The organism is Noviherbaspirillum autotrophicum, from assembly GCF_000818395.1.
Lineage (GTDB): Bacteria > Pseudomonadota > Gammaproteobacteria > Burkholderiales > Burkholderiaceae_D > Noviherbaspirillum > Noviherbaspirillum autotrophicum.
In genome coordinates this window covers 555,647-578,568 of record NZ_JWJG01000028.1, presented here as the reverse complement: position 1 = coordinate 578,568, position 22,922 = coordinate 555,647, and the positions used below count along the sequence as shown (strand labels likewise).

The window sequence follows — 22,922 nt, the reverse complement described above, 5'->3', positions numbered from 1 at the left end:
GCCGTCGACGAAGGGCGTCGAATTACCGGGGAAGGCGATTGAACAACGCTACGCGAGATTCACTCGCGATTCCTTAACATTCCCCCGCTCGCCTCGGCGGCCCCCGCCTTTACCAGCTGGGCAACCGCCCACTGCGCGAGCTGCGGCGCCGACATGTTCAGATACCGTCGGTTCGCCTCCACCGACAAGGGCATCCGCGCCAGCAGCGCCTCGACTTCGGCAAGCGTCATGCTCTGGCGCTCCAGCAGCAAGAACTTCAGCAGCACCTTGAGCGCATTCTGCGCATTGCGCACCGGGTCCGCCATGAAATAATCGATACGCGAAAACGCCGTTTGCAGCGCCTTGTCCACGTCGGAAAACGGCGCCCCATGTCCCGGAATCACCAGCCGCACGTCGAGCGACGCGATCAGTTCCAGCGTCGCGCGCACCTCGGCAAACCCGGACTCGCCTTCGAGTTCCGGAAACACCACGCCGAAGCCGTTCTCCCACAAGGCGTCGGCGGAAATCAGGATGCGCTCTTCAGGGCAATAAAAAATCAGCGAATGCGGGTCGTGCCCCGGCGCGCCCAGCACCTGCCAGCTCATGCCGCCAAGCGCCAGCACATCGCCCGGCGCGAGGGTATCGTCGAAGCCGAAGCGCGCGCAGGACTGCCCGGTCGCCGCAAAAGTCAGCGCATCCTCGTTCCAGGCGCGCACCTTGTCCGCTTCGGCGGCGGGGATCCAGGTGCGGCAGCCGAACGCGCCCTGCAGCGCCGCATTGCCGCCGCAGTGGTCGGAATGCAGGTGGGTGTTGATCAAGCGGTCGAGCGGCCGGCCCTGCAATGCATGCGACACCAGCGCCACCGTCTGCGGCACATGCGTGACATAGCCGCTGTCGATCAGCGCCGTCTCGCCGCCGCCGGCAAACAGGATATTGTTGGACGACAGCCAGCCGCGCTGGAACACATGCATCGATGCAGGAAGCTTCATTTTTTCATCTGGTAAGCCAGCGAAATCTTGGCGAACTCGACCAGTACCGCCTGCGAGCCGCCGTTGAAGGTCATGAATGCATTCCCGGTGCGCACGATCAGCCGCGGCGGGAATAGCCAACCCGCGTAGGGAATGCCGATCATCTTCGCGCTGCGAACGTCGCGCCATTCAACGTGGCGGTTGTACATCCAGGTCTGCGTGATGCCGGTGGCGTCGACGGTGATGGTCGAGCGCAGGAACCAGTAATAGCTCACGCCCAGCATCAGCGCCGCGCAAAGCAGCAAGGCTTTCACGCCGAAGCTGTACTGCATCAGCGGGAAACTCAGCGCGATGTGGAGCCCATAGAATGCCAGCAGTGCGGTCAGCACGGTGGCGACCAGCTTGAACCACGGGCTGTAGGCCGGGCCGGTGACGGTTTTTTCCGGCTTGTAGAATTCAAATTTCATGTCTTTGCGATGTACGCGTGGCGCCAGGAGTGACGCCTGTCCGCCATTATTGCGCAATTGCCGCCGCACGTCAGGCTCACATTCCGGCGTCAAACAGGCTCTCCTGCCGCCTCTTGATCTCGCCCCACACGGAGCGCTTGTACGCGTTGCTTGCCGTGCCCCACCGCGCAATCTCGTCGAGGGTGCGAAAGCATCCTTCGCACAGGCCCGTTTGCGCATTCATGCGGCACACGTTGATGCAGGGCGAAGGCACGCTGCCGCTGTCGGCCGCCGGATCAAAGTCGATGCTCATGCCGCGCGCTTGGCCTTTTTCTGCGCCACCTTGGCGTTGAATTTTTCCGGCACGATGATCATGCGCTCGTGCACGCCTTCGGTGATCTTGTCGACGCCATCCCACGCCTCGACGCGGAACGTCACGCGGCGGCCGTCGACTTCGGTCACTTCGCCCCTGATGGTCAGTGTCATGCCGGGCGGCGTCGGCGCCAGATGCGAAAAGCTCACATGCACGCCCAGGCTCTGCTCGCGCGGCCAGTCGACATAGGGCATGATGCCGTTCACGCAGGCCAGCTCCATCATGCCGACCATGTAGCCGGTCGCCAGCACGTCCGGCATGTCGCGGCAAAACGCGGTGTCGTGGTACAGGTTGGGCACGGTCGAGCGCTCGGGGACGACATAGGTCCATTCGAAGGTGATGCCGGGGACAAGGGGCGGTTTCATCGGTGTGGCAAGGATAAGGTCAGTTAGCGCTGCGCAATGCGACATCGGCCACCGGCGCGCCGGTCAGCGCCAGCAGCTGCCGCGGCGTCAGGTTGAATACCGCGTGCGGGTGGCCGGCCGCCGCCCACACGCTGTCGAACCTGAGCAGATCTTCATCGACCAGCATCACCGTCTGCTGCACATGGCCGATCGGGCACACGCCGCCGATGGCATAACCGATGCGTTCCTTGACGAACCGGGCATCGGCGCGTCCGAGCGCGCCGACGAGGGCCGCCACCTTGCCTTCATCGACACGGTTGGCACCGCTGGCGACCACCATCACCGGCGCATCGTCGGCCAGCCGGCGGAATACGATCGATTTCGCAATTTCGGCCACCGAGCAGCCGAGGCCGGCAGCCGCCTCGGCAGAGGTCTTGCCGGTTTCCGGCAGCATCACGACCGGCTTGTCGTGGCCCAGTTCCTTCAGCAGGTCGGCCACGCGCTGTGCTGTTTCTGGAAGCTTCATCACACTTTCTCTGTTAATGCCGCGGCGACCAGCTTCTTCAGGGCCGGCACCACATCGCGTTCGAACCAGCCGTTCGCCTTGAACCACAGGCGGTTGCGCGGGCTCGGGTGCGGCAGCGGGAAATACTGCGGCAGATATTGTTCATAGGCGGCGACCGTTTCGGTCAGCGTCGCCTTGCAATTCTCTCTTAAATAGAATTGCTGCGCATAGCGCCCGATCAGCAGGGTCAGGCGCACGTCGCGCAGTTGCGCCATGACCGGCGCATGCCACAGGGGCGCGCATTCCGCGCGCGGCGGCAAGTCGCCGCTTTTGCCCTTGCCCGGATAGCAAAACGCGGTCGGCACGATCGCCACGCGCTGTTCGTCATAGAACACGTCGGGCGCCAGGCCAAGCCATGCGCGCAGGCGGTCGCCGGACGGATCGTTCCAGGGGATGCCGGTTTCATGCACCAGCCGGCCGGGCGCCTGCCCGACAATTAACAGCCTCGCATTCGCGCCCGCCTGGACCACCGGGCGCGGTGCGTGCGGCAGGTGCGCGACGCAGGTCTGGCAAGAGCGTATCTCGGCCAGCAATTGCGGCAGCTTCGACTTTGTCACGGCAGGTCCACTCCTGCGGGCAGCGGCTGCCCGCCCATCCGGTCAGCCGTTGCGCTTGGCGGCAATCGCATTGCCGGCGCGGCTGACCGCCTTGCGGCCGAGGTGCTGCGAGATGAACTGGCCGGCGTCGACCACGGCACCGAGGTCGATGCCGGTATCAATGCCCAGGCCGTTCATCATGTACAGCACGTCTTCGGTCGACACGTTGCCGGTGGCGCCCTTCGCGTACGGGCAGCCGCCGAGGCCGGCCACCGACGAATGGAAGATCGCGATGCCGACTTCCATGCTGGCGTAGATATTGGCCAGCGCCTGGCCGTAGGTGTCGTGAAAATGGCCGGACAGGCGCTCGATCGGGAATTCCGTCGCCGCGCGCTCCATCACCGCCTGCACTTTTTTCGGCGTGCCGACGCCGATGGTGTCGGCAATGTCGATTTCATCGCAGCCGAGCTCGCGCAGGCGCCTGACCACGTCGGCCACGCTGTCGGCGCTCACCTCGCCCTGGTAGGGGCAGCCGAACGCGCAGCTGATGCTGCCGCGCAGGCGGATGCTGTGCTGCTTGGCCGCTTGCGCCACGTCGCGGAAGCGCTCGATCGATTCGGCGATCGAGCAGTTGATGTTCTTTTGCGAGAACGCTTCGGAAGCCGCGCCGAAGATCACCACTTCGTCGGCCTTCGCCGCGAGCGCCGCCTCGAAGCCTTTCATGTTCGGCGTGAGCACCGAGTACACCACGCCCGGCTTGCGATGGATGCGCGCCATCACCTCGGCGGAGGTCGCCATCTGCGGCACCCATTTCGGCGACACGAAGGATGCCGCCTCGATGTTGGCAAAACCTGCCGCGGTCAGGCGGTCGACCAGCTCGATCTTGATGTCGGCGGGGATGGTTTCTTTCTCATTCTGCAGGCCGTCGCGCGGGCCGACTTCGACGATTTTGACTTTGGCTGGGAGTGTCATCTCAATATCCTTTATTTCGGTCCACGATGCCGGCGACGGTTTCGCCACGCTGCATCGCGCGGATTTTCACGGCTATCTGTTCAACGCTTTCCTGCAGCAGGGTCAACGCCGCGACATGCGGGGTGATTGTGACGCGAGGCTCTTGCCAGAACGGATGGGCCGCCGGAAGCGGCTCGGTCTGGAACACGTCCAGCGTCGCGCCCGCGATATGCCCTTCGTGCAGCAAAGCGAGCAAGTCCTCTTCGACAAGGTGCGCCCCGCGCGCGATGTTGATCACATAGGCGCCGTTGCGCAGTTTCGCCATGTTCGCCCGGTTCAGGATGCCGGCGGTCTCGGACGTCAGCGGCAAGACGCAAACGAGCACGCGCGTGCTGCGCAGGAAGGTGTCCAGTTCCGGCTCCCCCGCATGGCAGCTTACACCCGGGATGTCTTTCCCGCTGCGGCTCCAGCCGAGCAGCGGAAAGCCGAACGGCGCGAGCGCCTGTGCGATTTTTGTACCGAGCACGCCGAGGCCCAGGATCCCGACCGGGAAATCGCTTTTCCGGAACGGGTGCAGACTCCGGTTCCATTTGCCGGCGCGCGCCTGCGCTTCGAGTTCGTCAAAGCGCCGGTAGTAGCGCAACACCGCATGCATGACGTATTCAGCCATCTGGATCGCCATGCCCGCGTCGTCGAGCCGGATGAGCGGCACGCCGGCCGGCAAGGCGTCTCCCAGCTGCAGGATCGCATCGACACCCGCGCCGAGGTTGAAAATGCCTTTCAACGCATGGCGGCCTTGCAGCATCGCGGCGGGCGGCTTCCAGACGAGCGCATAATCGGCCGGCGCATCGTCCCCCTCCTGCCACACGCGCAGGCTTGCTTCGGGCAGCGCGGCCGCCAGCGCCGACAGCCACGCAGCCGGATCATCGGCGGACGAATGAAACAGGATTCGCATCGCGCGGCTATCCGGTTCAGGCTGCCTTGAACGCGAGCAGTTGGGCGCCTTCCGCCACCTGGTCGCCGACCGCATACAGCAAGTCTTCCACCGTGCCGTTGGCGGGCGCCGCGATCGTATGCTCCATCTTCATCGCCTCCATAATCAGCAAGGGCGCGCCTTTTTCGACTTCCTTGCCCTTCTCGACCAGCACCGCGACGATCTTGCCCGGCATCGGCGCGGTCAGCCGCCCGCCTTCGGCTTCGGCTTGTCCCGCATGCGCGAGCGGATCGTTGTAGTTCAGCGCGACATGCGCGCCGCCGGAAAAGACGTGGAAGGCATCGGCGTCACGCACCACGGTGCCGCGCACGGTGGCGCCATTCAGCTTGATCACCAGGTGCTGCCCATTGCGTTCGACCAGCGTCATTGCAGCGGATGCGTCGCCCAGGCGAACCGTCCAGCCGGTATCGCGATAGCCGACCGACAGCGCATACGCAGCCGACTCGTCGACGAAATCGAGCTGGCGCAGCAGCGTGGCATTCATGCGCCAGCCGCAGGTGTTGGCCCACGGATCGTTGGCGGCGGCACCCGCGCTCTGCTCGGAGGTCAGGAGCGACGCTGCTGCCAGCGCCAGCACCGGCAGCGAGGCCGGCTGCGCCGGCGGGAACAATTCTTCCTGATGCCGCTCGATCAGGCCGGTGTCGAGATCGGCGTGCGAGAACGGCGCGCTCTCGACCAGACGCTTCAGGAAGGCGACGTTGGTGGCCAGTCCGACAATCTGATATTCCGACAATGCCTGCGCCATGTGCGCCAGCGCTTCGCTGCGGTCGTTGCCCCAGACAATCAGCTTGGCGATCATCGGATCGTAGAACGGGGAAATCGCGTCGCCCTCGCGCACGCCCGAGTCGATCCGCACCGCCGCCGGCGTGCCTGCTGCGGCCCCCACGTCGAACGTTACCGCTTGCGGCGACTGCATGTGCCGCAGCGTGCCGATCGACGGAAGGAAGCCTTTCTCCGGGTTTTCCGCGTAAATGCGCGCTTCCAGCGCATGGCCGCGAATCGTCAGCTCGTGCTGCTGTTTCGGCAACGCCTCGCCGGCCGCCACGCGCAGCTGCCACTCGACCAGGTCGAGCCCGGTGATCATTTCGGTGACCGGGTGCTCGACCTGCAGGCGCGTGTTCATTTCCATGAAATAGAACGTGCCATCCTGGTTGGCGATGAACTCCACCGTGCCGGCGCCGACATAGCCGACCGCCTTGGCCGCGGCCACCGCCGCTTCGCCCATCGCGCGCCGGCGTTCTTCGGTCATGCCCGGCGCGGGTGCTTCCTCCAGCACTTTCTGGTGGCGGCGCTGCACCGAGCAGTCGCGCTCGAACAGGTACACGCAGTCGCCACGGCCGTCGGCGAACACCTGGATCTCGATATGGCGCGGACGGGTCAGGTATTTTTCCACCAGCACCTTGTCGTCGCCGAAGCTGTTGATCGCTTCGCGCTTGCACGATTCCAGCGCGGCCTTGAACTGCGCGCTTTTTTCGACGATGCGCATGCCCTTGCCGCCGCCGCCGGCCGACGCCTTCAGCAGCACCGGGTAGCCGATCTTGTCGGCCTGTTCGTGCAGGAAGTCCGCATCCTGATTGTCACCGTGATAGCCGGGCACCAGCGGCACGCCGGCTTTTTCCATCAGCGCTTTCGCGGCCGACTTGGAGCCCATCGCGCGGATTGCGGAGGCCGGCGGGCCGATGAAAGCGAGTCCGGCCGCAGCGCACGCCTCGGCGAAATCCTCGTTCTCCGACAAGAAGCCGTAGCCAGGGTGGATCGCCTGGGCGCCGGTGGCGAGCGCGACTTCGATGATCTTGTCGGCGCGCAGATAGCTTTCCTTGGCCGGCGGCGGGCCGATCAGCGCGGCTTCATCGCATACCGCCACATGTTTGGCGTTGGCATCCGCTTCCGAATACACCGCGACGCTTTTGACGCCGAGGCGGTGTGCGGTAGCGGCAACGCGGCAAGCGATCTCGCCGCGGTTGGCAATCAGGATCTTGGTGAACACGCTTTCTCCTTTGGATAGTGGCACGGTCCCTTCCCCCTGCGAGGGGGAAGGAGCATCCTTTACGACTTGGTCGTTTCTTTAGTTATTCGCGGACAGCTTGGCGTCGATCTTGGTGTGCTTGACGCGCATGCCGAGCTTTTCAAGCAGCGCCATATCCGCATCCGCATCCGGGTTGCCGGTGGTGAGCAGCTTGTCGCCGTAGAAAATCGAGTTCGCGCCGGCGGTAAAGCACAACGCCTGCACCGCTTCGCCCAACTCGCGCCGTCCCGCCGACAGCCGCACGCGCGCCTTCGGCATGGTGATGCGCGCAACAGCAATCGTGCGCACGAATTCGAGCGGGTCGAGCGGGTCGAGCCCGTGCAGCGGCGTACCAGCCACCTGCACCAGATGGTTGATCGGCACCGATTCCGGATACGGGTCGAGGTTCGCGACCTGCGCGATCAGGCCGGCGCGCTGGCGGCGCGACTCGCCCATGCCGACGATGCCGCCGCAGCAGACCTTGATGCCGGCGTTGCGCACCTTATCCAGCGTGTCGAGACGGTTCTCGTAATTGCGCGTGGTGATGACGTCGTTGTAGAACTCGGGCGCGGTGTCGAGATTGTGGTTGTAGTAGTCGAGGCCGGCGGCCTTCAGGCGCTCGGCCTGGCCGTCTTCCAGCATGCCGAGCGTGACGCAGGCTTCTAGGCCGAGGTCCTTCACGCCGCGCACCATCGCTTCCACGTGGTCCAGGTCGCGGTCCTTCGGGCCGCGCCAGGCGGCGCCCATGCAGAAACGCGTCGCGCCGTGGGCCTTGGCCGCGCGCGCCGCTTCCAGCACGTTTTCCAGTTCCATCAGCTTTTGCGCCTGCACGCCGGTGTCATAACGCGCGGCCTGCGGGCAGTAGCCGCAGTCTTCCGGGCAGCCGCCGGTCTTGATCGACAACAGCGTGGCCAGCTCGACTTCCTGCGGGTCGAAGTTTTCGCGGTGCACCTGCTGCGCGCGGAACAGCAGGTCGTTGAACGGCAGGTTGAACAGTTCCAGCACCTTGTCGACCGGCCAGAGCTGGGCAGCGGCGGCGCGCATTTCGGCGGGAGTCGGAATGGAATGGAACGTAATCGGTTGCGACGACATAAACAGCTTCCTTTGAATCAAGGTCAATCAGGGTGAATCAGGTTGAATGGGGAGGTGCCGCCTGGCCCTTCGGCCAGCCCGGCAAACTTGAGAAATCGAGGTGCGACGCCGCCGCATTCGGCAGCGCCGCCGGCAGGCGCGGCACGCAGCCGAGCATCGGCGCTGGCAGGCGCGCGGTCAATGCATTGAGATTGTCCATGCCGTAGCGCATGCCGAGATCGACCACGTTGGCCACCCAGCCGACGAGCTTCAGGCCGCGCGCGGCGATCGCTTCGGCGGTCAGCAAGGCGTGGTTCAGGCAACCGAGGCGCAGGCCGACCACCATGATCACCGGCAGGCCCAGCTGCTGCGCCAGATCGGCGGTGTCGACGGAATCCGACAGCGGCACGCGAAAGCCGCCCACGCCTTCGACCACGACCGCGTCGGCCGCCCCGGCCACCTGGTCGTAGCAGGCGCGGATATGCGCTGCGTCGATCGTCACGCCTTCCTGTTGCGCGGCGATATGGGGCGCGGTGGCCTCGCGCAGCAGGTAGGGCGTGGTCAGCTCCTGCGGCAGGGAGACATTGGCGGCAGCGGCAAGGCGGTCGGCGTCTTCGTTGCGCCAGACGCCGTCGCGCAGCTCGGCGCCGGCCGCCACCGGCTTCATGCCGGCCGCGCGCAATCCCTGCTGCGTCAGCGCATAAAGCAGCGCGCTGGAGATCAGCGTCTTGCCGATCTCGGTGTCGGTGCCGGTCACAAAGTAGGCGAGTTTGGCGCTTGCGCTGTTGCTCATGACGTTACCCTTGTTCCAATGCGTTGAATGCGTCGGCCAGCTGCGCCACGTCGTCTGCGGTGTGCGCCGCTGACAGCGTGATGCGCAGCCGCGCGGTATTGACCGGCACGGTGGGCGGGCGGATCGCCGGCACCCACAAGCCTTGCGCATTGAGCGCGGCTGCGGCGCGCAGCGCTTCATCGTTGGCGCCGATGACGACCGGCTGGATGGCCGTTTGCGACGGCCACAGCTGCCAGCGCTGCAGCTTCAGAGCGTCTTTCAGCTGCGCGATCAGCGCCTGCAGGTGCGCGCGGCGCTGCGTCCCCTCGTCGCCGGCGATGATGTCGATGCTGGCCAACAGCGCATGCGCCAGCGCCGGTGCCGCGGCGGTCGTGTAGATATAGGGCCGCGCGCGCTGCACCAGCCATTCGATCACGGTTTCGTGCGCGGCAACAAAAGCGCCGCCGACGCCGGCCGCCTTGCCCAGCGTGCCCATGTAGACCAGATGCGGCGAGCGCATCGCGTAGTGCTCGAGCGCGCCGCGCCCGTGTTCGCCCAGCACGCCGAAACCGTGCGCATCGTCGATCACCAGCCACGCGCCGTACTGCTCGCACAACGCAAGCAGGCGCGGCAGCGGCGCCAGGTCGCCATCCATGCTGAATACGCTGTCGGTCACCACCACCTTGGTGGCGGCCGTACTGGCTTTGAGCAGGCGCTCCAGCGCTTCGGTGTCACCGTGCGGGTAGATCTGCAGGTTGGCGCGCGACAGCCGCGCGCCGTCGATCAGCGAGGCGTGGTTGAGCGCTTCGGAAAACAGGTCGGCATTAGTCTTTCCTTGTCCGGCCAGGGCCGACAAAATCGCCAGGTTGGCCATGTAGCCGGTGCAGAAATACAGCGCGCGCGCCGATTCCAGATGCGGCGACATGAATTCGGCCAGCCTTTCCTCCAGCTGCGCATGCGCACGGAAATGGCCGGAAATCAGGTGCGAGGCACCGCTGCCGGCGCCGTACAGCGCAGCGCCTTCCTGCAATGCGGCGGCCAGGCGCGGATGCGCGGCCAGGCCCAGGTAATCGTTGCTGCAAAACGCCAGCATGTCGCGCCCGTCGACGGTGACGCGCGGCGCACAGGGCGTGTCCGCAATGCGGCGGCGACGGCGCAGGCTGCGCTCGTCCAGTTGCTTCAGTTCGCGTTCGAGGGCGGAGAGTAGTTCCATCTTCATGCTCCGATCACTTGCTCGAACACGGCTTGCGTGCATCTTGCCAGTCCATCGATTTCTTCGTCATCCAGAATATACGGCGGCATCAGGTACACGGTGCGGCCGATCGGGCGCAGCAGCAGCTCGCGCTTTAGCCCCTCGGTAAAGAAGCGGCGCGAGAAGGTGGCCGCCTGCGCCGGATCGTCCACTACCGCATCGAACGCCCAGATCATGCCGCGCTGGCGGAAATGGCGCACCTTCGGATGCGCAGCCAGTGGCGCCAGTGCCGCGGTCATGCGCGCGGCGCGCGCGCGGTTCTGAACCAGCACGTCGTCTTCATCGAAGATCGCCAGCGTCGCCAGCGCGGCGCGGCACGCCAGCGGATTGCCGGTGTACGAGTGCGAATGCAGAAAGCCGCGCGTGACATCAGCGTCGTAGAACGCCTGGTAAATCGCGTCGCGCGTCATCACCAGCGACAACGGCAGGTAGCCGCCGCTGATGCCCTTCGACAGGCACACGAAGTCGGGCCAGATGTTCGCCTGCTCGCACGCGAAGAACGTGCCGGTGCGGCCGCAGCCGACCGCGATTTCATCGGCGATCAGGTGTACTTGGTAGCGGTCGCACAAGCCGCGCACTTCGGCCAGATACGCCGGGTCGTGCATGGCCATGCCGGCCGCGCACTGCACCAGCGGCTCGAGGATCACGGCGGCGATGCGGTCCGCGCGCTGCTGCAACAGGGCTTCCAGATCCCTGGCTGCGCGGCGCGCCACGTCGGCTGCCGATTCGCCCTCTTGCGCATGGCGCGCGTCGGGCGTGGCCACCACATGCGATTGCTGCAGCAGCGGCCCGTAGGCATCGCGAAACAGCTGCACATCGGTCACCGACAGGGCGCCGACCGTCTCGCCGTGATAACTGCCTTTCAGGCACACGAATTCGCGCTTGTCGCTTTGGCCGCTGTTGCGCCAGAAGTGAAAACTCATCTTCAGCGCGATTTCGGTGGCCGAAGCGCCATCGGACGCGTAAAAGCAGTGGCCCAGCACGTGGTTCGTGCGCGCCGACAGCTGCTCCGACAACGCGATCACCGGCTCATGGGTGAATCCGGCCAGCATCGCGTGCTCCAGCCTGTCGAGCTGGTCCTTCAGCGCGGCATTGATGCGCGCATTCGCGTGGCCGAACAGGTTGACCCACCAGGAACTGATCGCATCCAGATAGCGCTTGCCGTCGGCGTCGTACAGCCATGCGCCGCGCCCATGGCTGACCGGCACCAGCGGCACCGTCTCGTGGTGCTGCATCTGGGTGCACGGGTGCCACACGCTTTTCAGGCTGCGGGCGATCCAGTCTGGCGCGGCCCGATCCGATTGTTGGTTTGACTTCAAAAACTGCTCCGAAACTGTGCTTTACTGGTTCAGCCAAGCCGGCTTGCGTTTCTCCAGAAAGGAGCGCACGCCTTCCTTTCCTTCGTCCGAACTGCGGATGTCCGCGATGCGCTGCGCGGTATCCGCGATCAGCGACTCGGTCAGCGGCATGCCGGCCACGTCGTGCACCAGGCGCTTGGCTTCCTTGACCGCATGCGGGCTGTTCGATACCAGCGCCTTCACAATCTCCTCGCACATCGCGTCGAGCCGGTCGGAGGCCACCGCCTCATGCACGAACCCGATCCGATGCGCTTCTTGCGCGGAGAACCGCTCTGCTGTCAGGAAATACCGGCGGGACGCGTTTTCGCCCATGGCCCTGATGACGTAAGGCGAGATTGTCGCAGGAATGAGCCCCAGTTTGACTTCGGACAGGCAAAAATTTGCTGTCTCTACAGCAACGGCAATATCGCAGGCAGCGACCAGTCCCATGCCGCCCGCATAGCAGTCGCCTTGCACTTTTGCCAATGTCGGTTTCGGGCAGGCATAGATGGTGCGCAGCATGTCGGCCAGTTGCGCCGCGTCCACCCGGTTTTCGTCGTGCGTGTAGCCGGCCATCTTTTTCATCCATTTCAGGTCGGCGCCGGCGCAGAAAGCCGGGCCGCGCGCGGTGAGCACGATGGCACGGATAGCGTTGTCCGCGCCCAGTTCGCGAAACGCCTGCGCGAGCTCGGCGATCGCCGTTTCATTGAACGCATTGCGCACGTCGGGGCGGTTCAGCGTCACCGTCGCCACATGCCCCTGCCGGTCGATCTCGATTGTCTGCCAGTCCATTTTGCCCTCCATTACATCCGGAACACGCCGAACTTGGTCTCCGCAATCGGCGCATTCAGCACTGCGGAGAGCCCCAGCCCCAGCACCATGCGGGTGTCGGCCGGATCGATCACGCCGTCGTCCCACAAGCGCGCGGTCGCGTAATACGGATGGCCCTGATGTTCGTACTGCGCGCGGATTGGCGCCTTGAACGCCTCTTCCTCTTCCGCCGACCAGGCGCCGCCCTTGCCTTCGATGCCGTCGCGCTTGACGGTGGCCAAGACGCTCGCCGCCTGCTCGCCGCCCATCACCGAAATGCGCGCATTCGGCCACATCCACAGCATGCGCGGCGAGAAGCCGCGCCCGCACATGCCGTAGTTGCCGGCGCCGAAGCTGCCGCCGATGATCACCGTGAATTTCGGCACGGCCGCGGTCGACACGGCCGTGACCATCTTCGCGCCGTTGCGCGCGATGCCTTCGTTTTCGTACTTGCGGCCGACCATGAAGCCGGTGATGTTCTGCAAGAACACCAGCGGAATCTTGCGCTGGCAGCACAGCTCGATGAAATGCGTACCCTTCAATGCCGACTCGGAAAACAGGATGCCGTTGTTGGCGATGATCCCGACCGGCATGCCGAAGATGTGCGCAAAGCCGCACACGAGCGTCGTGCCGTAGCGCGCCTTGAATTCATCGAATTCGCTGCCGTCGACGATGCGGGCGATCACTTCGCGCACGTCGAACGGCTTGCGCGTGTCAGTCGGGATCACGCCGTACAGCTCGCGCGGGTCGTACTTCGGCGCAACAGGTTCGCGCAGCACCATCTGCTGCGGCTTCTTGCGGTTGAGATTCGACACGATGTTGCGCGCCAGCGCCAGCGCGTGCATGTCGTTCTGCGCCAGATGATCGACCACGCCGGACAGCCGCGTGTGCACGTCGCCGCCGCCCAGGTCTTCGGCGCTGACCACTTCGCCGGTGGCCGCTTTCACCAGCGGCGGGCCGCCGAGGAAAATCGTGCCCTGGTCTTTCACGATGATCGATTCGTCGCTCATCGCCGGCACGTACGCGCCGCCCGCCGTGCAGGAACCCATCACCACCGCAATCTGCGGAATGCCCTTGGCGGAGAGATTGGCCTGGTTGTAGAAGATGCGGCCGAAGTGGTCGCGGTCGGGGAACACGTCATCCTGGTTCGGCAGGTTGGCGCCACCGGAGTCGACCAGGTAAATGCACGGCAGGTTGTTCTGGTCCGCGATTTCCTGCGCGCGCAGGTGCTTTTTCACGGTGACTGGATAGTAGGTGCCGCCCTTGACGGTGGCGTCGTTACACACGATCACGCATTCCTGGCCGGCCACGCGGCCGATGCCGGTGATGATGCCGGCGCCCGGCGCCGCGTTGTGGTACATGTCGTAGGCGGCCATCTGCGAGAATTCCAGGAACGGCGTGCCCGGATCAAGCAGCATCTGCACGCGGTCGCGCGGCAGCAGCTTGCCGCGCGCGGTGTGCTTCTTGCGCGCTTCGTCGCCACCGCCCAGCATGATCTTTTCAACCTTTTCCTTCAGGTCATCGACCACGCGTTGCATCGCCTCGGCATTCCCCTTGAACTCTTCGCTGCGCGGATTCAGTTTGCTTTCAATTTGCGGCATTTCTCTTCCCTTGTCTTCTATTTCTGTTCAAGCCGTCTTCTCTTCGGACAGCTGCAGCTCTTGTTTCATCACATCGCGGATCCGGAACTTCTGCACCTTGCCGGTGATGGTCATCGGGAACGCGTCGACGAAGCGGATATAGCGCGGAACCTTGTAATGCGCGATCTGCCCCTTGCAGTAGTCGCGCAACGCGTCGGCGTCGAGCTTGGCGCCCGGCCGCAGGATGATCCACGCGCACAATTCCTCGCCGTACTTCTTGTCCGGCACACCGACCACCTGCACATCCTGGATGGCCGGGTGGCGGTACAGGAATTCCTCGATCTCGCGCGGATAGATGTTTTCGCCGCCGCGGATCACCATGTCCTTGATGCGGCCGGAGATATTCACATAGCCCTCTTCGTCCATCACCGCGAGGTCGCCGGTATGCATCCAGCCTTCGGTATCGATCGCCTCGGCCGTTTTCTGCGGGTCGTCCCAGTAACCGTGCATGACCGAATAGCCGCGCGTGCACAGCTCGCCCGAGGCGCCGACCGGCACCGTCTTGCCGGTATCCGGATCGACGATCTTGACTTCCAGGTGCGGCTGCGTCTTGCCCACCGTCGACACGCGCTTTTCCAGTGGCGTGTCGGTCGTGCTCTGGCAACTGACCGGGCTGGTTTCGGTCATGCCGTAGGCGATCGTCACCTCGCTCATGTGCATGTCCGCCACCACCCGCTTCATCACTTCGATCGGGCACGGCGAGCCGGCCATGATGCCGGTGCGCAGCGTCGACAGGTCGAAGTCCTTGAAACGTGGATGATCGAGCTCGGCGATGAACATGGTCGGCACGCCATGCAGCCCGGTGCAGCGCTCGTCCTGCACCGCCTGCAGCACGGTCAAAGGATCGAACGCGTCGTTCGGGTAGACGATAGTCGCGCCATGCGTCAGGCACGCGAGGTTGCCAAGCACCATGCCGAAGCAGTGATACAGCGGCACCGGAATGCACAGGCGGTCGGCGGGCGTGAGCTTCATCGCCTCGCCGATGAAAAAGCCGTTGTTGAGCACATTGCGGTGCGTGAGCGTGGCGCCCTTTGGAAAGCCGGTGGTGCCGCTGGTGAACTGGATATTGATCGGATCGGTATTCTTCAGCGTCGCGCCGATCTGCGCAATCCGCGCATCGTCCGCGCTGCCGGTCGCCATCAGGTCCGCAAAGCGCAGCATGCCGGGCACGTTGTCGTCGCCGAGCTGGATCACGGTCTTCAATGCCGGCACGCGCGCGGCCTGCAGTTCGCCGGGCTTGCTTTGCGCGATTTCGGGCGCGATGGCGCGGATCATGTCCAGGTAATCGCTGGTCTTGAAGGCCGTCATCGTGATCAGCGCCTTGCAGCCGACCTTGTTCAAGGCGTACTCGAGTTCGGCGATGCGGTAGGCCGGATTGATGTTGACCAGCACCATGCCGACCTTGGCGGTCGCGATCTGCGTCAAGAGCCACTGCGCGTTGTTGTGCGACCAGATGCCGACGCGGTCGCCGGGAACCAGCCCCAGGCCCAGCAGTGCACTGGCGAGCCGATTGGCTTCGCGCTGCAGCTCATGATAACGATAGCGCAGCTGCTGGTGGCAGGACACCAACGCCTCGTTGTCCGGAAAACGGCTGACCATCGCATCGAAAAAATCACCGATCGTCTGTTCAATCAACGGCGACTCCTGACTGCCCTGGTCGTAGCTTGTAACCAACCGTACCATTCCACTTTCTCCAGTTATTTTGTTATTGGAAAACTGCCATCAACGTAATACCAACGACCATCCTCACGTACAAAGTTGCTGATTTCATGCATGCGGTGCGCGCGCCCCGCCATCTTGTAGCGCGCCACGAATTCCACTGTTGCACTGTCCCCGGCCGGCACGTGCCTGCGCACTTCCAGTCCGAGCCATTTGCCGCCGTCGTCCTGCAGCACCGGCTCGGAAGGCCGCGTGGTCGCGTGCCAGGTCGCCTTCAAGTAGTCTTCGTTTTTCACTACGTAGGCGCTGTAGCGCGAGCGCATCAGTTCCTCGGCGCTCTGCGGCACCATGCCTTCCTCGATAAAGCGTCCGCAGCACGCCGCGTAGTTTTTCCCGCTGCCGCACGGGCACGCCTGCGCTTTCGCCGTCATGCCACCAGCTCCGCCAGCTGCGCCATGTCGGCAAACACTTCGACCGCGCCGGCGTCACGCAGCAGCTGCGCATCCATCCTTTCCGCATACCCGAACACGGTCATGCCGGCCGCGATTCCTGCGGCGATGCCGGTCGGCGTATCCTCGATCACCGCGCAGCGCGCCGGGTCGGCGCCCAGCGTCTGCGCCGCGAGCAGATAGACGTCCGGCGCGGGCTTGGTGCGTGCGACTTCCATGCCGCTGAATAAGCGGCCTTCGAAAAACGGCAGCAAACCAGTGCGGCCCAGCGTCAGCCGCATCTTGGCGCGGTCGGCGCCGGACGCGACGCAAAACGGCGTCTGGCGCGCGGCAAGCTGTTCGACCGCCGCCTGCACGCCGCGCACGGCGGTGATGCCGGTCTCCAGCCCGCGGTTGCGGCGCGTGATGAAATCGTCGTAAAAATCCGCCGGCAGCGGCTTGCCGATGCGTTCCTCAATGCGCGGCATCTCGTCGCGCACATGCTTGCCGACAAAGGCGCGGATGGTCTCTTCCACAGACATGGCCCAGCCCAGCTCGGTCAGCATGTCGGCCAGCACGCCACAGGTGATCGGCTCGCTGTCGACCAGCACGCCATCGCAATCGAATGCAATCAAATCGAAACGAGACATCAGACTTTCTTTGCCTTCTCTGCCACCGGCGCGCCGGCCGCTTTCCACGCGCCGAAGCCGCCTTCGATATGCGCGACGTTGTCCAGCCCCATGTCCTGCACGGTTTTAGTGGTCAGCGCGCTGCGCCAGCCGGCCGCGCAAAAGAAGATGAATTCCCTCTGTTCGCCGAACACCGGCTTGAAGTAGGGCGAATCGGGGTCGACCCAGAACTCGATCATGCCGCGCGGCGCGGAAAACGCGCCGGGAATGACGCCGTCGCGCTCCAGTTCGCGCACGTCGCGCACGTCGACGAACTGCACGTTCGGATCGTCGAGCTTGGCGCGCGCCTGTTGCACCGAGTAGGTTTTGACCTGCGCCATCGCTTCATCGACCAGCGCCTTGTAGCCTTTTTTCAATGGCATGTGTTTTCCCTTTCAGATCTTTCCGCTTTTCAGGAACGCTTCGAGCTGATCGAAGCGGTCGAAGCCCCAGAACGGCTCGCCGTCGGCGATCACGAAGGGCGAGCCGAACACGCCGCGCGCAACCGCCGCCTCGATATCGTTCCTCAGGCGCTCCTTGATTTCCGCGCTGTTGGCGCCGTCGATCATCGCGGCGGCATCGATGCCGATGCCGTCGGCAAGCGGCCCGATCACGTCGGGGTCGATGATCTTCGCACCCTCGACGAAATAGGCATGGAACACCGCTTTCGCGAATTCGACTGCTTTCGCGTCGCCCCGGGTTTGCGCCACCCACAGCATCGCGCGCGCTGCCAGTTGCGTGGGCAGCGGGAACAGCTCCGGCCGAGTGTACGGGATGCCGTGAAAGCGCGCGGAGCGTTCGAAGTCGCGCAAGGCGTAGTCGCCCTTTAACGGCAGCGACGGCAGGGGCGCGCCGCCGGTGGTCTTGAAGATCACGCCGAGCAGCAGCGGATGCCATTTCACGGTGCGATCGTAACGGGCCGCGAGCTGCTCGATCTGGGTCGATGCGAAATAGCCGTAGGGCGAGGAAAAATCGAAATAGAAGTCGATGGCTTGGCTCATGTTCTCCCTTTCTCGTGACGATCAGGCCAGCGCGCGCCCGATCAGGATTTTTTGGATGTCGCTGGTGCCTTCGTAGATCTGGCACACCCGCACGTCGCGGTAGATGCGCTCGACCGGAAAGTCGCTGACATAGCCGTAGCCGCCGTGGATCTGGATCGCGTCGGAACAGACGCGCTCGGCCATTTCGCTGGCGAACAGCTTGGCCATGGCCGCCTCCTTCAGGCAGGGCTTGCCGGCATCCTTCAGGCTCGCGGCGTGCATGATCAGCTGGCGCGCGGCCTCGATCTGGGTCGCCATTTCCGACAGCTTGAACTGCACCGCCTGGTACTCGAACAGCGGCTTGCCGAAGCTGGTGCGCTCCTTGGCATACGCCAGCGCCGCCTCGAATGCCGCGCGCGCCATGCCGACCGACTGCGACGCGATGCCGATGCGCCCGCCTTCAAGACCGGACAGCGCGATCTTGTAGCCCTGCCCTTCCTCGCCGATCAGGTTTTGCGCCGGAATGCGGCAATTCTCGAACAGGATTTGCGCGGTGTCGGACGAATGCTGGCCGAGCTTGTCTTCCAGACGCGCGACGATGTAGCCGGGCGTATTGGTCGGCACCCAGAATGCGCTGATGCCGCGCTTGCCGGCAGCCTTGTCGGTCACCGCCATGACGATCGCGACATCCGCATGCTTGCCGCTGGTGATGAACTGCTTCACCCCGTTGAGCACGTAATGGTCGCCTTCGCGGGTGGCGGTGGTGCGCAACGCGGACGCGTCGCTGCCCACGTGCGGCTCGGTCAGGCAGAATGCGCCCAGCATCGCGCCGGACGCCAGCGGCTTCAGCCATTGCTCTTTCTGCGCATCGTTTGCATACATCATCGCGATGCTGCAGACCGGGCAGTTGTTGACCGAGATGACGGTCGAGGTGCCGCCGTCGCCGGCCGCGATTTCTTCCAGCACCAGCGCCAGCGACACGTAATCGAGCCCCGCGCCGCCCAGTTCTTCCGGTACCGCGACGCCGAATGCGCCGAGCTGCGCCAGACCCTTCAATTCTTCCTTCGGGAAGTGGTGTTCCTTGTCCCAGCGCGCGGCATGGGGCGCAAGGCGCTCCTGCGCGAACGCGCGCAGCGCGTCGCGGATCATTTCATGCTGTTCCGATAAAACCATACTGTCCCCCCTGTTATTCTTTTCACCAAGCCAGATGGCGGTTGGTGCGGCTGCGGTACGCGCCGCTGTCGCTCTTGTCCAGCCCTGCAATCACCTGCAATAACCCGCTCACGCTTTCCTCGACGGTGGTCGGCGCACTCTGCCCGCCCATGTCGGTGCGCACCCAGCCCGGGTCGAGCGCGACGAAGGTGGCTTGCGGGTAATCGACCGTTGCGCTTTTCATCGCCATGTTCAATGCCGCCTTCGATGCCCGGTACACCCAGCCGTAGCTCGATTCGACTTCGCCGATGCTGCCCATGCCGCTGGACAGGAATCCGAACTTGCCTTGCGCGGCTTCCACCATCGGCGCCACCAGCGGGATGATCTGCATCGCGCCGAGCACATTGGTGTGCATCACGTGATCGAAATCCTGCTGCGTCGAGGAGACGGTGGCGCCATCGCGCGAACCGAACACGCCGGCGACGTAGATGGCGAGATCGAGCTTTTCCCCGTCGAGCTGCCAGCCGAGGCCCGCCAGCGATTCCGGCTTGGTGACGTCGAGCTTGAGCGCTTCCGCGCCGCAGGCCTGCAATGCCGCCAGCGCGTCGTCGCTGCGGGCGGTGGCGAACACCTTCCAGTTGGCGGCCTTCAGTTTTCGCACGAATTCATGGCCGATACCGCGCGACGCGCCGATGATGAGTGCGGTGGGCATGAGACACCTCTTCGATTCAAAATTAACGTTCGCCAGAAGAAATGCATCCTCGCCCCCTGCCGAGGAGAGGATGCCGCGGCAATTACACCAGCTCGATCGCCATTGCCGTGCCCTCGCCGCCGCCGATGCACAGGGAAGCAACGCCCAGCTTGCCGCCGGTCTTCTTCAGCGCGCCGATCAGCGTGACGATGATGCGCGCGCCGGACGCGCCGATCGGATGTCCCAGCGCGCAGGCGCCGCCGTGGATGTTGATCTTCTCGTGGGGGATGCCATGGTCTTTCATCGCCGCCATCGGCACCACCGCGAACGCTTCGTTGATCTCGAACAGGTCGACATCCTTGGTGGTCAGATTGAGCTTCTTGTACAGCTTGTCGATCGCGCCGACCGGCGCGGTGGTAAACCAGTTCGGTTCCTGCGAATGCGTCGCGTGGCCGAGTATGCGCGCGATCGGCGTGCAGCCGAGCTTCTTGGCGGTCGATTCGCGCATCAGCACGAGCGCTGCTGCGCCGTCGTTGATCGACGACGAGGAAGCGGCAGTGATCGTGCCATCCTTCTTGAACGCGGGCTTCAGCGACGGGATCTTGTCGAGCTTGGCCTTCAGCGGGCCTTCATCCTTGTCGATCACGACATCGCCACCCCGCGCGGCCACCGTGACCGGCGCGATTTCCCACTTGAACGAGCCGTCATTGGTCGCGGCCTGCGCGCGCTTGACCGATTCGATCGCGAACGCGTCCTGCGCTTCGCGGCTGAACTGGTATTTCGCGGCGCATTCTTCGCCGAAGGTGCCCATCGAACGGCCCTTTTCGTAGGCATCTTCCAGGCCGTCGAGCATCATGTGGTCGTACATCATCGCGTGGCCAATGCGATAGCCACCGCGCGCCTTCGGAATCAGGTAGGGTGCATTGGTCATCGATTCCATGCCGCCGGCCACCACCACTTCATTGCTGCCGGCGAGGATCGAGTCGAAGCCGATCATGGCCGCCTTCATCGCCGAGCCGCACATCTTCGACAGGGTGACCGCCCCGGCGGACACGGGAATGCCGGCCTTGATCGCGGCTTGGCGCGCCGGCGCCTGGCCCTGCCCCGCCATGAGGCAATTGCCGAACAAGACTTCATCGACATGTTGCGGCTCCAGTCCGGCGCGCTCGACGGCGGCACGGATCGCCACCGCGCCCAGGTCATTGGCCGACAGTGCGGAAAAATCGCCCTGGAATGCACCCATCGGGGTACGGGCGGCGCCGACGATAACAATAGGATCGTTCATCAAAGTTCTCCAAAAAGAGGCTCAGGCAGCCTGCGCCGCGGGAGCCACGGGTTTGTAACTGAAGCGTAATTCCTGCGGGTACGGGAACACGTCTTCCACGATGCCTTCCAGCAGGCGCTGCTTCGCGTTTTGCCAATACTGCTGCGTGAGCAAATCGGCGTGGTGCTTCATGAAATATTTGCGGACTTCCGGGTTCCCCAGCAGGAAGGTGGCGAACTGTTCCGGGAACACGTCATTCTTGGCGATCGGGTACCACGGCTCGCTCGCCATTTCGTCTTCCTCGTTACGCGGCTCGGGGATCGTGCGGAAGTTGCAGTCGGTGATGTACTCGATCTCGTCGTAGTCGTAGAACACGACGCGCCCATGCTTGGTCACGCCGAAGTTCTTGTACAGCATGTCGCCGGGGAAGATGTTCACGCCGACCAGGTCCTTGATCGCGTTGCCGTACTCGAGCACGCCACGCTCGACGGCCGCATGGTCGCCGCGCCTTTCCGCTTCCGTCAGCCAGATATTGAGCGGCACCATGCGCCGTTCGATATACAAGTGCTTGATGATGACTTCGTTGCCATCCTCCTCGACGATCGAGGGCGCGACTTCCTTGAGTTCGGCCAACAGCTCGTCGGAAAAGCGCGAGCGCGGGAAGGCGACGTTCGAATACTCGAGCGTGTCGGCCATGCGGCCGACGCGGTCGTGCTGCTTGACCAGCAGGTATTTTTCCTTCACCTGCGCGCGCGTGGTTTCCTTGGGCGGCGGGAAGTGGTCCTTGATCACCTTGAACACGTACGGGAACGACGGCAGCGCGAACACCACCATCACCAGCCCGCGAATGCCGGGCGCGATTTCGAAGCAGTCGGACGAGTGATGCAGATGGTGCAGGTAGTCGCGGTAGAACGCCGCCTTGCCCTGCTTTTGCAGGCCGAGGATGGTATAGATTTCGCTTCTCGGCTTGTAGGGCATGAGCGTGCGCAAAAACTGCACGTAGGCCGACGGCACTTCCATGTCGACCATGAAGTAGGCGCGCGTAAACGAGAACAGCACCGTGATCAGGGTCGGGTCGAACAGCACGGTGTCGAGGATCAGCTCGCGCTTGCGGTTGTACAGGATGGGCACCACGAACGGATAGATGCGGTTGCCGTTGATGCCCTTGCCCACGATGTAGGCGCCCTTGTTGCGGTAGAACAGGGAGGACAGTACCTGGATCTGGTGGTTCGGCTCCAGCAAGTCGCTGCCGAACATGGCGCGCATGCGCGTTTCCACGAAGGCGACGTCGCGGTCGAGGTCGGCGAACTTCGGCGCCAGCTGGAAATTGGTGATGATGCGCTTGAGCGTATAGCGCAGCCCGTCGGTGGCCGGGTAATACACGCGGTAAGTCGGCTGCCCGTCTTCCGGCTCGATGTATTCGGTCGCGACCGCCGGCCGCACGAAGATGAAATCGTTATGGAAGTAGGTGCGGTGCAGGATGTTGCAGCACACCGAATTGAAGAAGGTTTCGGCCAGCTCCGGCTGCTTGTGGTTGATCAGCAAGCCGATGTAGTGCAGCTTCACCTCGCGCCAGACTTCGTCGCCGATTTCTTCCGGGTCGTATTCGTCTTCCAGCGTTTGCACGCATTCCTGCACCCGCAAGTCGTAGTACGCAATCCGCTCGCGCGCCTTGACCTGCGCGGTTTTCCAGTCGCAGGTTTCGAAATAGCGCTTCGCATCGTGGCTGGCGGCGCGAAACAGGCTGTAATGCTTGTCGAAGCCGTCCAGGATCGTGCGCGCAATGTCGAACGCGATCTGGGAAGAAAGGAGTTTGGGAAAGGCGGTGTGCGGCATGGGTGCGTGCTCGATGAGTTTTCCAAACCTCCAGTGTAGCGAATTACCTGCCGCCGATGCGCCAGGTGCGAAGCGGGTATCGACGCGGCACCAAGCCGCGATAGCGAAATATCACTGCCGCGCGCAGGCCGGTGTTCACATTTGAAACCCGGCGCCTGCCGCCGCCTTGGGGCGCATCAACGATTGCGATACTTCAGCGCT

The 22,922-nt window shown here is 64.1% G+C and carries 24 protein-coding genes; all 24 read right to left on the bottom strand.

Translation table 11 applies throughout. The features are described 5' to 3' along the window. Positions 1–59: 59 nt before the first annotated feature. Positions 60–968, bottom strand: a complete 909-nt coding sequence (locus tag TSA66_RS03920; RefSeq protein WP_040039069.1) for an MBL fold metallo-hydrolase — start codon at positions 966–968, stop codon at positions 60–62. Further along, on the bottom strand, positions 965–1,414 hold the full coding sequence (locus TSA66_RS03915; protein ID WP_040039068.1) for a hypothetical protein: 450 nt from the start codon (positions 1,412–1,414) through the stop codon (positions 965–967). Before TSA66_RS03915 ends, TSA66_RS03920 begins: the two co-directional genes overlap by 4 nt. Before the next feature lie 76 nt (positions 1,415–1,490). Beyond that, entirely contained in the window at positions 1,491–1,706 is a 216-nt protein-coding gene (locus tag TSA66_RS03910) for a DUF1289 domain-containing protein (protein ID WP_040039067.1), read from the bottom strand. Beyond that, positions 1,703–2,131 carry a thioesterase family protein gene (locus TSA66_RS03905; protein ID WP_040039066.1) on the bottom strand — a complete coding sequence of 143 codons (429 nt, stop codon included), beginning with the start codon at positions 2,129–2,131 and terminating at the stop codon, positions 1,703–1,705. The genes TSA66_RS03910 and TSA66_RS03905 overlap by 4 nt, the downstream gene beginning before the upstream one ends. Positions 2,132–2,150: 19 nt before the next feature. Further along, complete coding sequence (locus TSA66_RS03900) at positions 2,151–2,636, bottom strand: YbaK/EbsC family protein (protein ID WP_040039065.1); 486 nt, start codon at positions 2,634–2,636, stop codon at positions 2,151–2,153. Further along, positions 2,636–3,232 carry a uracil-DNA glycosylase family protein gene (locus TSA66_RS03895; RefSeq protein WP_040039064.1) on the bottom strand — a complete coding sequence of 199 codons (597 nt, stop codon included), beginning with the start codon at positions 3,230–3,232 and terminating at the stop codon, positions 2,636–2,638. The genes TSA66_RS03900 and TSA66_RS03895 overlap by 1 nt, the downstream gene beginning before the upstream one ends. 42 nt (positions 3,233–3,274) lie before the next feature. Next, entirely contained in the window at positions 3,275–4,183 is a 909-nt protein-coding gene (locus TSA66_RS03890; RefSeq protein ID WP_040039063.1) for a hydroxymethylglutaryl-CoA lyase, read from the bottom strand. Position 4,184: 1 nt separating this feature from the next. After that, complete coding sequence (locus tag TSA66_RS03885; protein WP_040039062.1) at positions 4,185–5,117, bottom strand: 2-hydroxyacid dehydrogenase; 933 nt, start codon at positions 5,115–5,117, stop codon at positions 4,185–4,187. A 16-nt stretch (positions 5,118–5,133) separates the two neighbouring features. Next, positions 5,134–7,143 (bottom strand): acetyl/propionyl/methylcrotonyl-CoA carboxylase subunit alpha, encoded by a 2,010-nt coding sequence (locus tag TSA66_RS03880; RefSeq protein WP_040039061.1) that lies wholly within the window; start codon positions 7,141–7,143, stop codon positions 5,134–5,136. Positions 7,144–7,221: 78 nt separating this feature from the next. Continuing rightward, positions 7,222–8,253, bottom strand: a complete 1,032-nt coding sequence (gene bioB, locus TSA66_RS03875) for a biotin synthase BioB (RefSeq protein ID WP_040039060.1) — start codon at positions 8,251–8,253, stop codon at positions 7,222–7,224. Positions 8,254–8,290: 37 nt separating this feature from the next. After that, positions 8,291–9,025, bottom strand: coding sequence for a dethiobiotin synthase (gene bioD / locus TSA66_RS03870; protein WP_040039059.1), 735 nt, complete (start codon positions 9,023–9,025; stop codon positions 8,291–8,293). A gap of 4 nt (positions 9,026–9,029) precedes the next feature. Further along, on the bottom strand, positions 9,030–10,217 hold the full coding sequence (bioF, locus tag TSA66_RS03865) for an 8-amino-7-oxononanoate synthase (RefSeq protein WP_040039058.1): 1,188 nt from the start codon (positions 10,215–10,217) through the stop codon (positions 9,030–9,032). 2 nt (positions 10,218–10,219) lie between these two features. Continuing rightward, positions 10,220–11,575 (bottom strand): adenosylmethionine--8-amino-7-oxononanoate transaminase, encoded by a 1,356-nt coding sequence (bioA, locus tag TSA66_RS03860; RefSeq protein WP_052452090.1) that lies wholly within the window; start codon positions 11,573–11,575, stop codon positions 10,220–10,222. A 21-nt stretch (positions 11,576–11,596) separates the two neighbouring features. After that, positions 11,597–12,385 carry an enoyl-CoA hydratase/isomerase family protein gene (locus TSA66_RS03855; RefSeq protein WP_040042167.1) on the bottom strand — a complete coding sequence of 263 codons (789 nt, stop codon included), beginning with the start codon at positions 12,383–12,385 and terminating at the stop codon, positions 11,597–11,599. Positions 12,386–12,396: 11 nt separating this feature from the next. Beyond that, on the bottom strand, positions 12,397–14,004 hold the full coding sequence (locus TSA66_RS03850; protein ID WP_040039056.1) for a carboxyl transferase domain-containing protein: 1,608 nt from the start codon (positions 14,002–14,004) through the stop codon (positions 12,397–12,399). Positions 14,005–14,031: 27 nt separating this feature from the next. Continuing rightward, positions 14,032–15,726 (bottom strand): AMP-binding protein, encoded by a 1,695-nt coding sequence (locus TSA66_RS03845; RefSeq protein WP_040039055.1) that lies wholly within the window; start codon positions 15,724–15,726, stop codon positions 14,032–14,034. Between the two features lie 14 nt (positions 15,727–15,740). Beyond that, on the bottom strand, positions 15,741–16,133 hold the full coding sequence (locus TSA66_RS03840; protein ID WP_040039054.1) for a YchJ family protein: 393 nt from the start codon (positions 16,131–16,133) through the stop codon (positions 15,741–15,743). Further along, on the bottom strand, positions 16,130–16,780 hold the full coding sequence (locus TSA66_RS03835; RefSeq protein ID WP_040039053.1) for an HAD family hydrolase: 651 nt from the start codon (positions 16,778–16,780) through the stop codon (positions 16,130–16,132). Before TSA66_RS03835 ends, TSA66_RS03840 begins: the two co-directional genes overlap by 4 nt. Beyond that, the gene (locus tag TSA66_RS03830; protein WP_040039052.1) at positions 16,780–17,181 is read right to left on the bottom strand and encodes a rhodanese-like domain-containing protein; all 402 of its coding nucleotides are present in this window, start codon (positions 17,179–17,181) and stop codon (positions 16,780–16,782) included. Before TSA66_RS03830 ends, TSA66_RS03835 begins: the two co-directional genes overlap by 1 nt. A gap of 12 nt (positions 17,182–17,193) precedes the next feature. Then, positions 17,194–17,799, bottom strand: a complete 606-nt coding sequence (locus TSA66_RS03825; RefSeq protein WP_040039051.1) for a 2-hydroxychromene-2-carboxylate isomerase — start codon at positions 17,797–17,799, stop codon at positions 17,194–17,196. A 21-nt stretch (positions 17,800–17,820) separates the two neighbouring features. After that, on the bottom strand, positions 17,821–18,951 hold the full coding sequence (locus TSA66_RS03820; protein ID WP_040039050.1) for an acyl-CoA dehydrogenase family protein: 1,131 nt from the start codon (positions 18,949–18,951) through the stop codon (positions 17,821–17,823). 22 nt (positions 18,952–18,973) lie between these two features. Further along, positions 18,974–19,642 (bottom strand): SDR family oxidoreductase, encoded by a 669-nt coding sequence (locus TSA66_RS03815; protein ID WP_040039049.1) that lies wholly within the window; start codon positions 19,640–19,642, stop codon positions 18,974–18,976. A gap of 82 nt (positions 19,643–19,724) precedes the next feature. Continuing rightward, positions 19,725–20,906, bottom strand: a complete 1,182-nt coding sequence (locus tag TSA66_RS03810; RefSeq protein WP_040039048.1) for an acetyl-CoA C-acetyltransferase — start codon at positions 20,904–20,906, stop codon at positions 19,725–19,727. A 21-nt stretch (positions 20,907–20,927) separates the two neighbouring features. Then, positions 20,928–22,721: a bifunctional isocitrate dehydrogenase kinase/phosphatase gene (gene aceK / locus TSA66_RS03805; protein WP_040039047.1), complete on the bottom strand. Its 1,794-nt coding sequence runs from the start codon at positions 22,719–22,721 to the stop codon at positions 20,928–20,930. Positions 22,722–22,922 lie beyond the last annotated feature (201 nt).

Bases quoted from the DNA above. Each gene is read 5' to 3' on its own strand.
- TSA66_RS03855 (WP_040042167.1), bottom strand. From the start codon at position 12,385: ATGGACTGGCAGACAATCGAGATCGACCGGCAGGGGCATGTGGCGACG.
- TSA66_RS03900 (WP_040039065.1), bottom strand. From the start codon at position 2,636: ATGAAGCTTCCAGAAACAGCACAGCGCGTGGCCGACCTGCTGAAGGAA.
- TSA66_RS03920 (WP_040039069.1), bottom strand. From the start codon at position 968: ATGAAGCTTCCTGCATCGATGCATGTGTTCCAGCGCGGCTGGCTGTCG.
- bioB (WP_040039060.1), bottom strand. From the start codon at position 8,253: ATGTCGTCGCAACCGATTACGTTCCATTCCATTCCGACTCCCGCCGAA.
- TSA66_RS03845 (WP_040039055.1), bottom strand. From the start codon at position 15,726: ATGGTACGGTTGGTTACAAGCTACGACCAGGGCAGTCAGGAGTCGCCG.
- TSA66_RS03815 (WP_040039049.1), bottom strand. From the start codon at position 19,642: ATGCCCACCGCACTCATCATCGGCGCGTCGCGCGGTATCGGCCATGAA.
- bioF (WP_040039058.1), bottom strand. From the start codon at position 10,217: ATGGAACTACTCTCCGCCCTCGAACGCGAACTGAAGCAACTGGACGAG.
- TSA66_RS03905 (WP_040039066.1), bottom strand. From the start codon at position 2,131: ATGAAACCGCCCCTTGTCCCCGGCATCACCTTCGAATGGACCTATGTC.
- bioD (WP_040039059.1), bottom strand. From the start codon at position 9,025: ATGAGCAACAGCGCAAGCGCCAAACTCGCCTACTTTGTGACCGGCACC.
- TSA66_RS03910 (WP_040039067.1), bottom strand. From the start codon at position 1,706: ATGAGCATCGACTTTGATCCGGCGGCCGACAGCGGCAGCGTGCCTTCG.
- TSA66_RS03890 (WP_040039063.1), bottom strand. From the start codon at position 4,183: ATGACACTCCCAGCCAAAGTCAAAATCGTCGAAGTCGGCCCGCGCGAC.
- TSA66_RS03850 (WP_040039056.1), bottom strand. From the start codon at position 14,004: ATGCCGCAAATTGAAAGCAAACTGAATCCGCGCAGCGAAGAGTTCAAG.
- TSA66_RS03825 (WP_040039051.1), bottom strand. From the start codon at position 17,799: ATGAGCCAAGCCATCGACTTCTATTTCGATTTTTCCTCGCCCTACGGC.
- TSA66_RS03915 (WP_040039068.1), bottom strand. From the start codon at position 1,414: ATGAAATTTGAATTCTACAAGCCGGAAAAAACCGTCACCGGCCCGGCC.
- TSA66_RS03810 (WP_040039048.1), bottom strand. From the start codon at position 20,906: ATGAACGATCCTATTGTTATCGTCGGCGCCGCCCGTACCCCGATGGGT.
- TSA66_RS03830 (WP_040039052.1), bottom strand. From the start codon at position 17,181: ATGCCATTGAAAAAAGGCTACAAGGCGCTGGTCGATGAAGCGATGGCG.
- aceK (WP_040039047.1), bottom strand. From the start codon at position 22,721: ATGCCGCACACCGCCTTTCCCAAACTCCTTTCTTCCCAGATCGCGTTC.
- TSA66_RS03885 (WP_040039062.1), bottom strand. From the start codon at position 5,117: ATGCGAATCCTGTTTCATTCGTCCGCCGATGATCCGGCTGCGTGGCTG.
- TSA66_RS03840 (WP_040039054.1), bottom strand. From the start codon at position 16,133: ATGACGGCGAAAGCGCAGGCGTGCCCGTGCGGCAGCGGGAAAAACTAC.
- TSA66_RS03835 (WP_040039053.1), bottom strand. From the start codon at position 16,780: ATGTCTCGTTTCGATTTGATTGCATTCGATTGCGATGGCGTGCTGGTC.
- TSA66_RS03820 (WP_040039050.1), bottom strand. From the start codon at position 18,951: ATGGTTTTATCGGAACAGCATGAAATGATCCGCGACGCGCTGCGCGCG.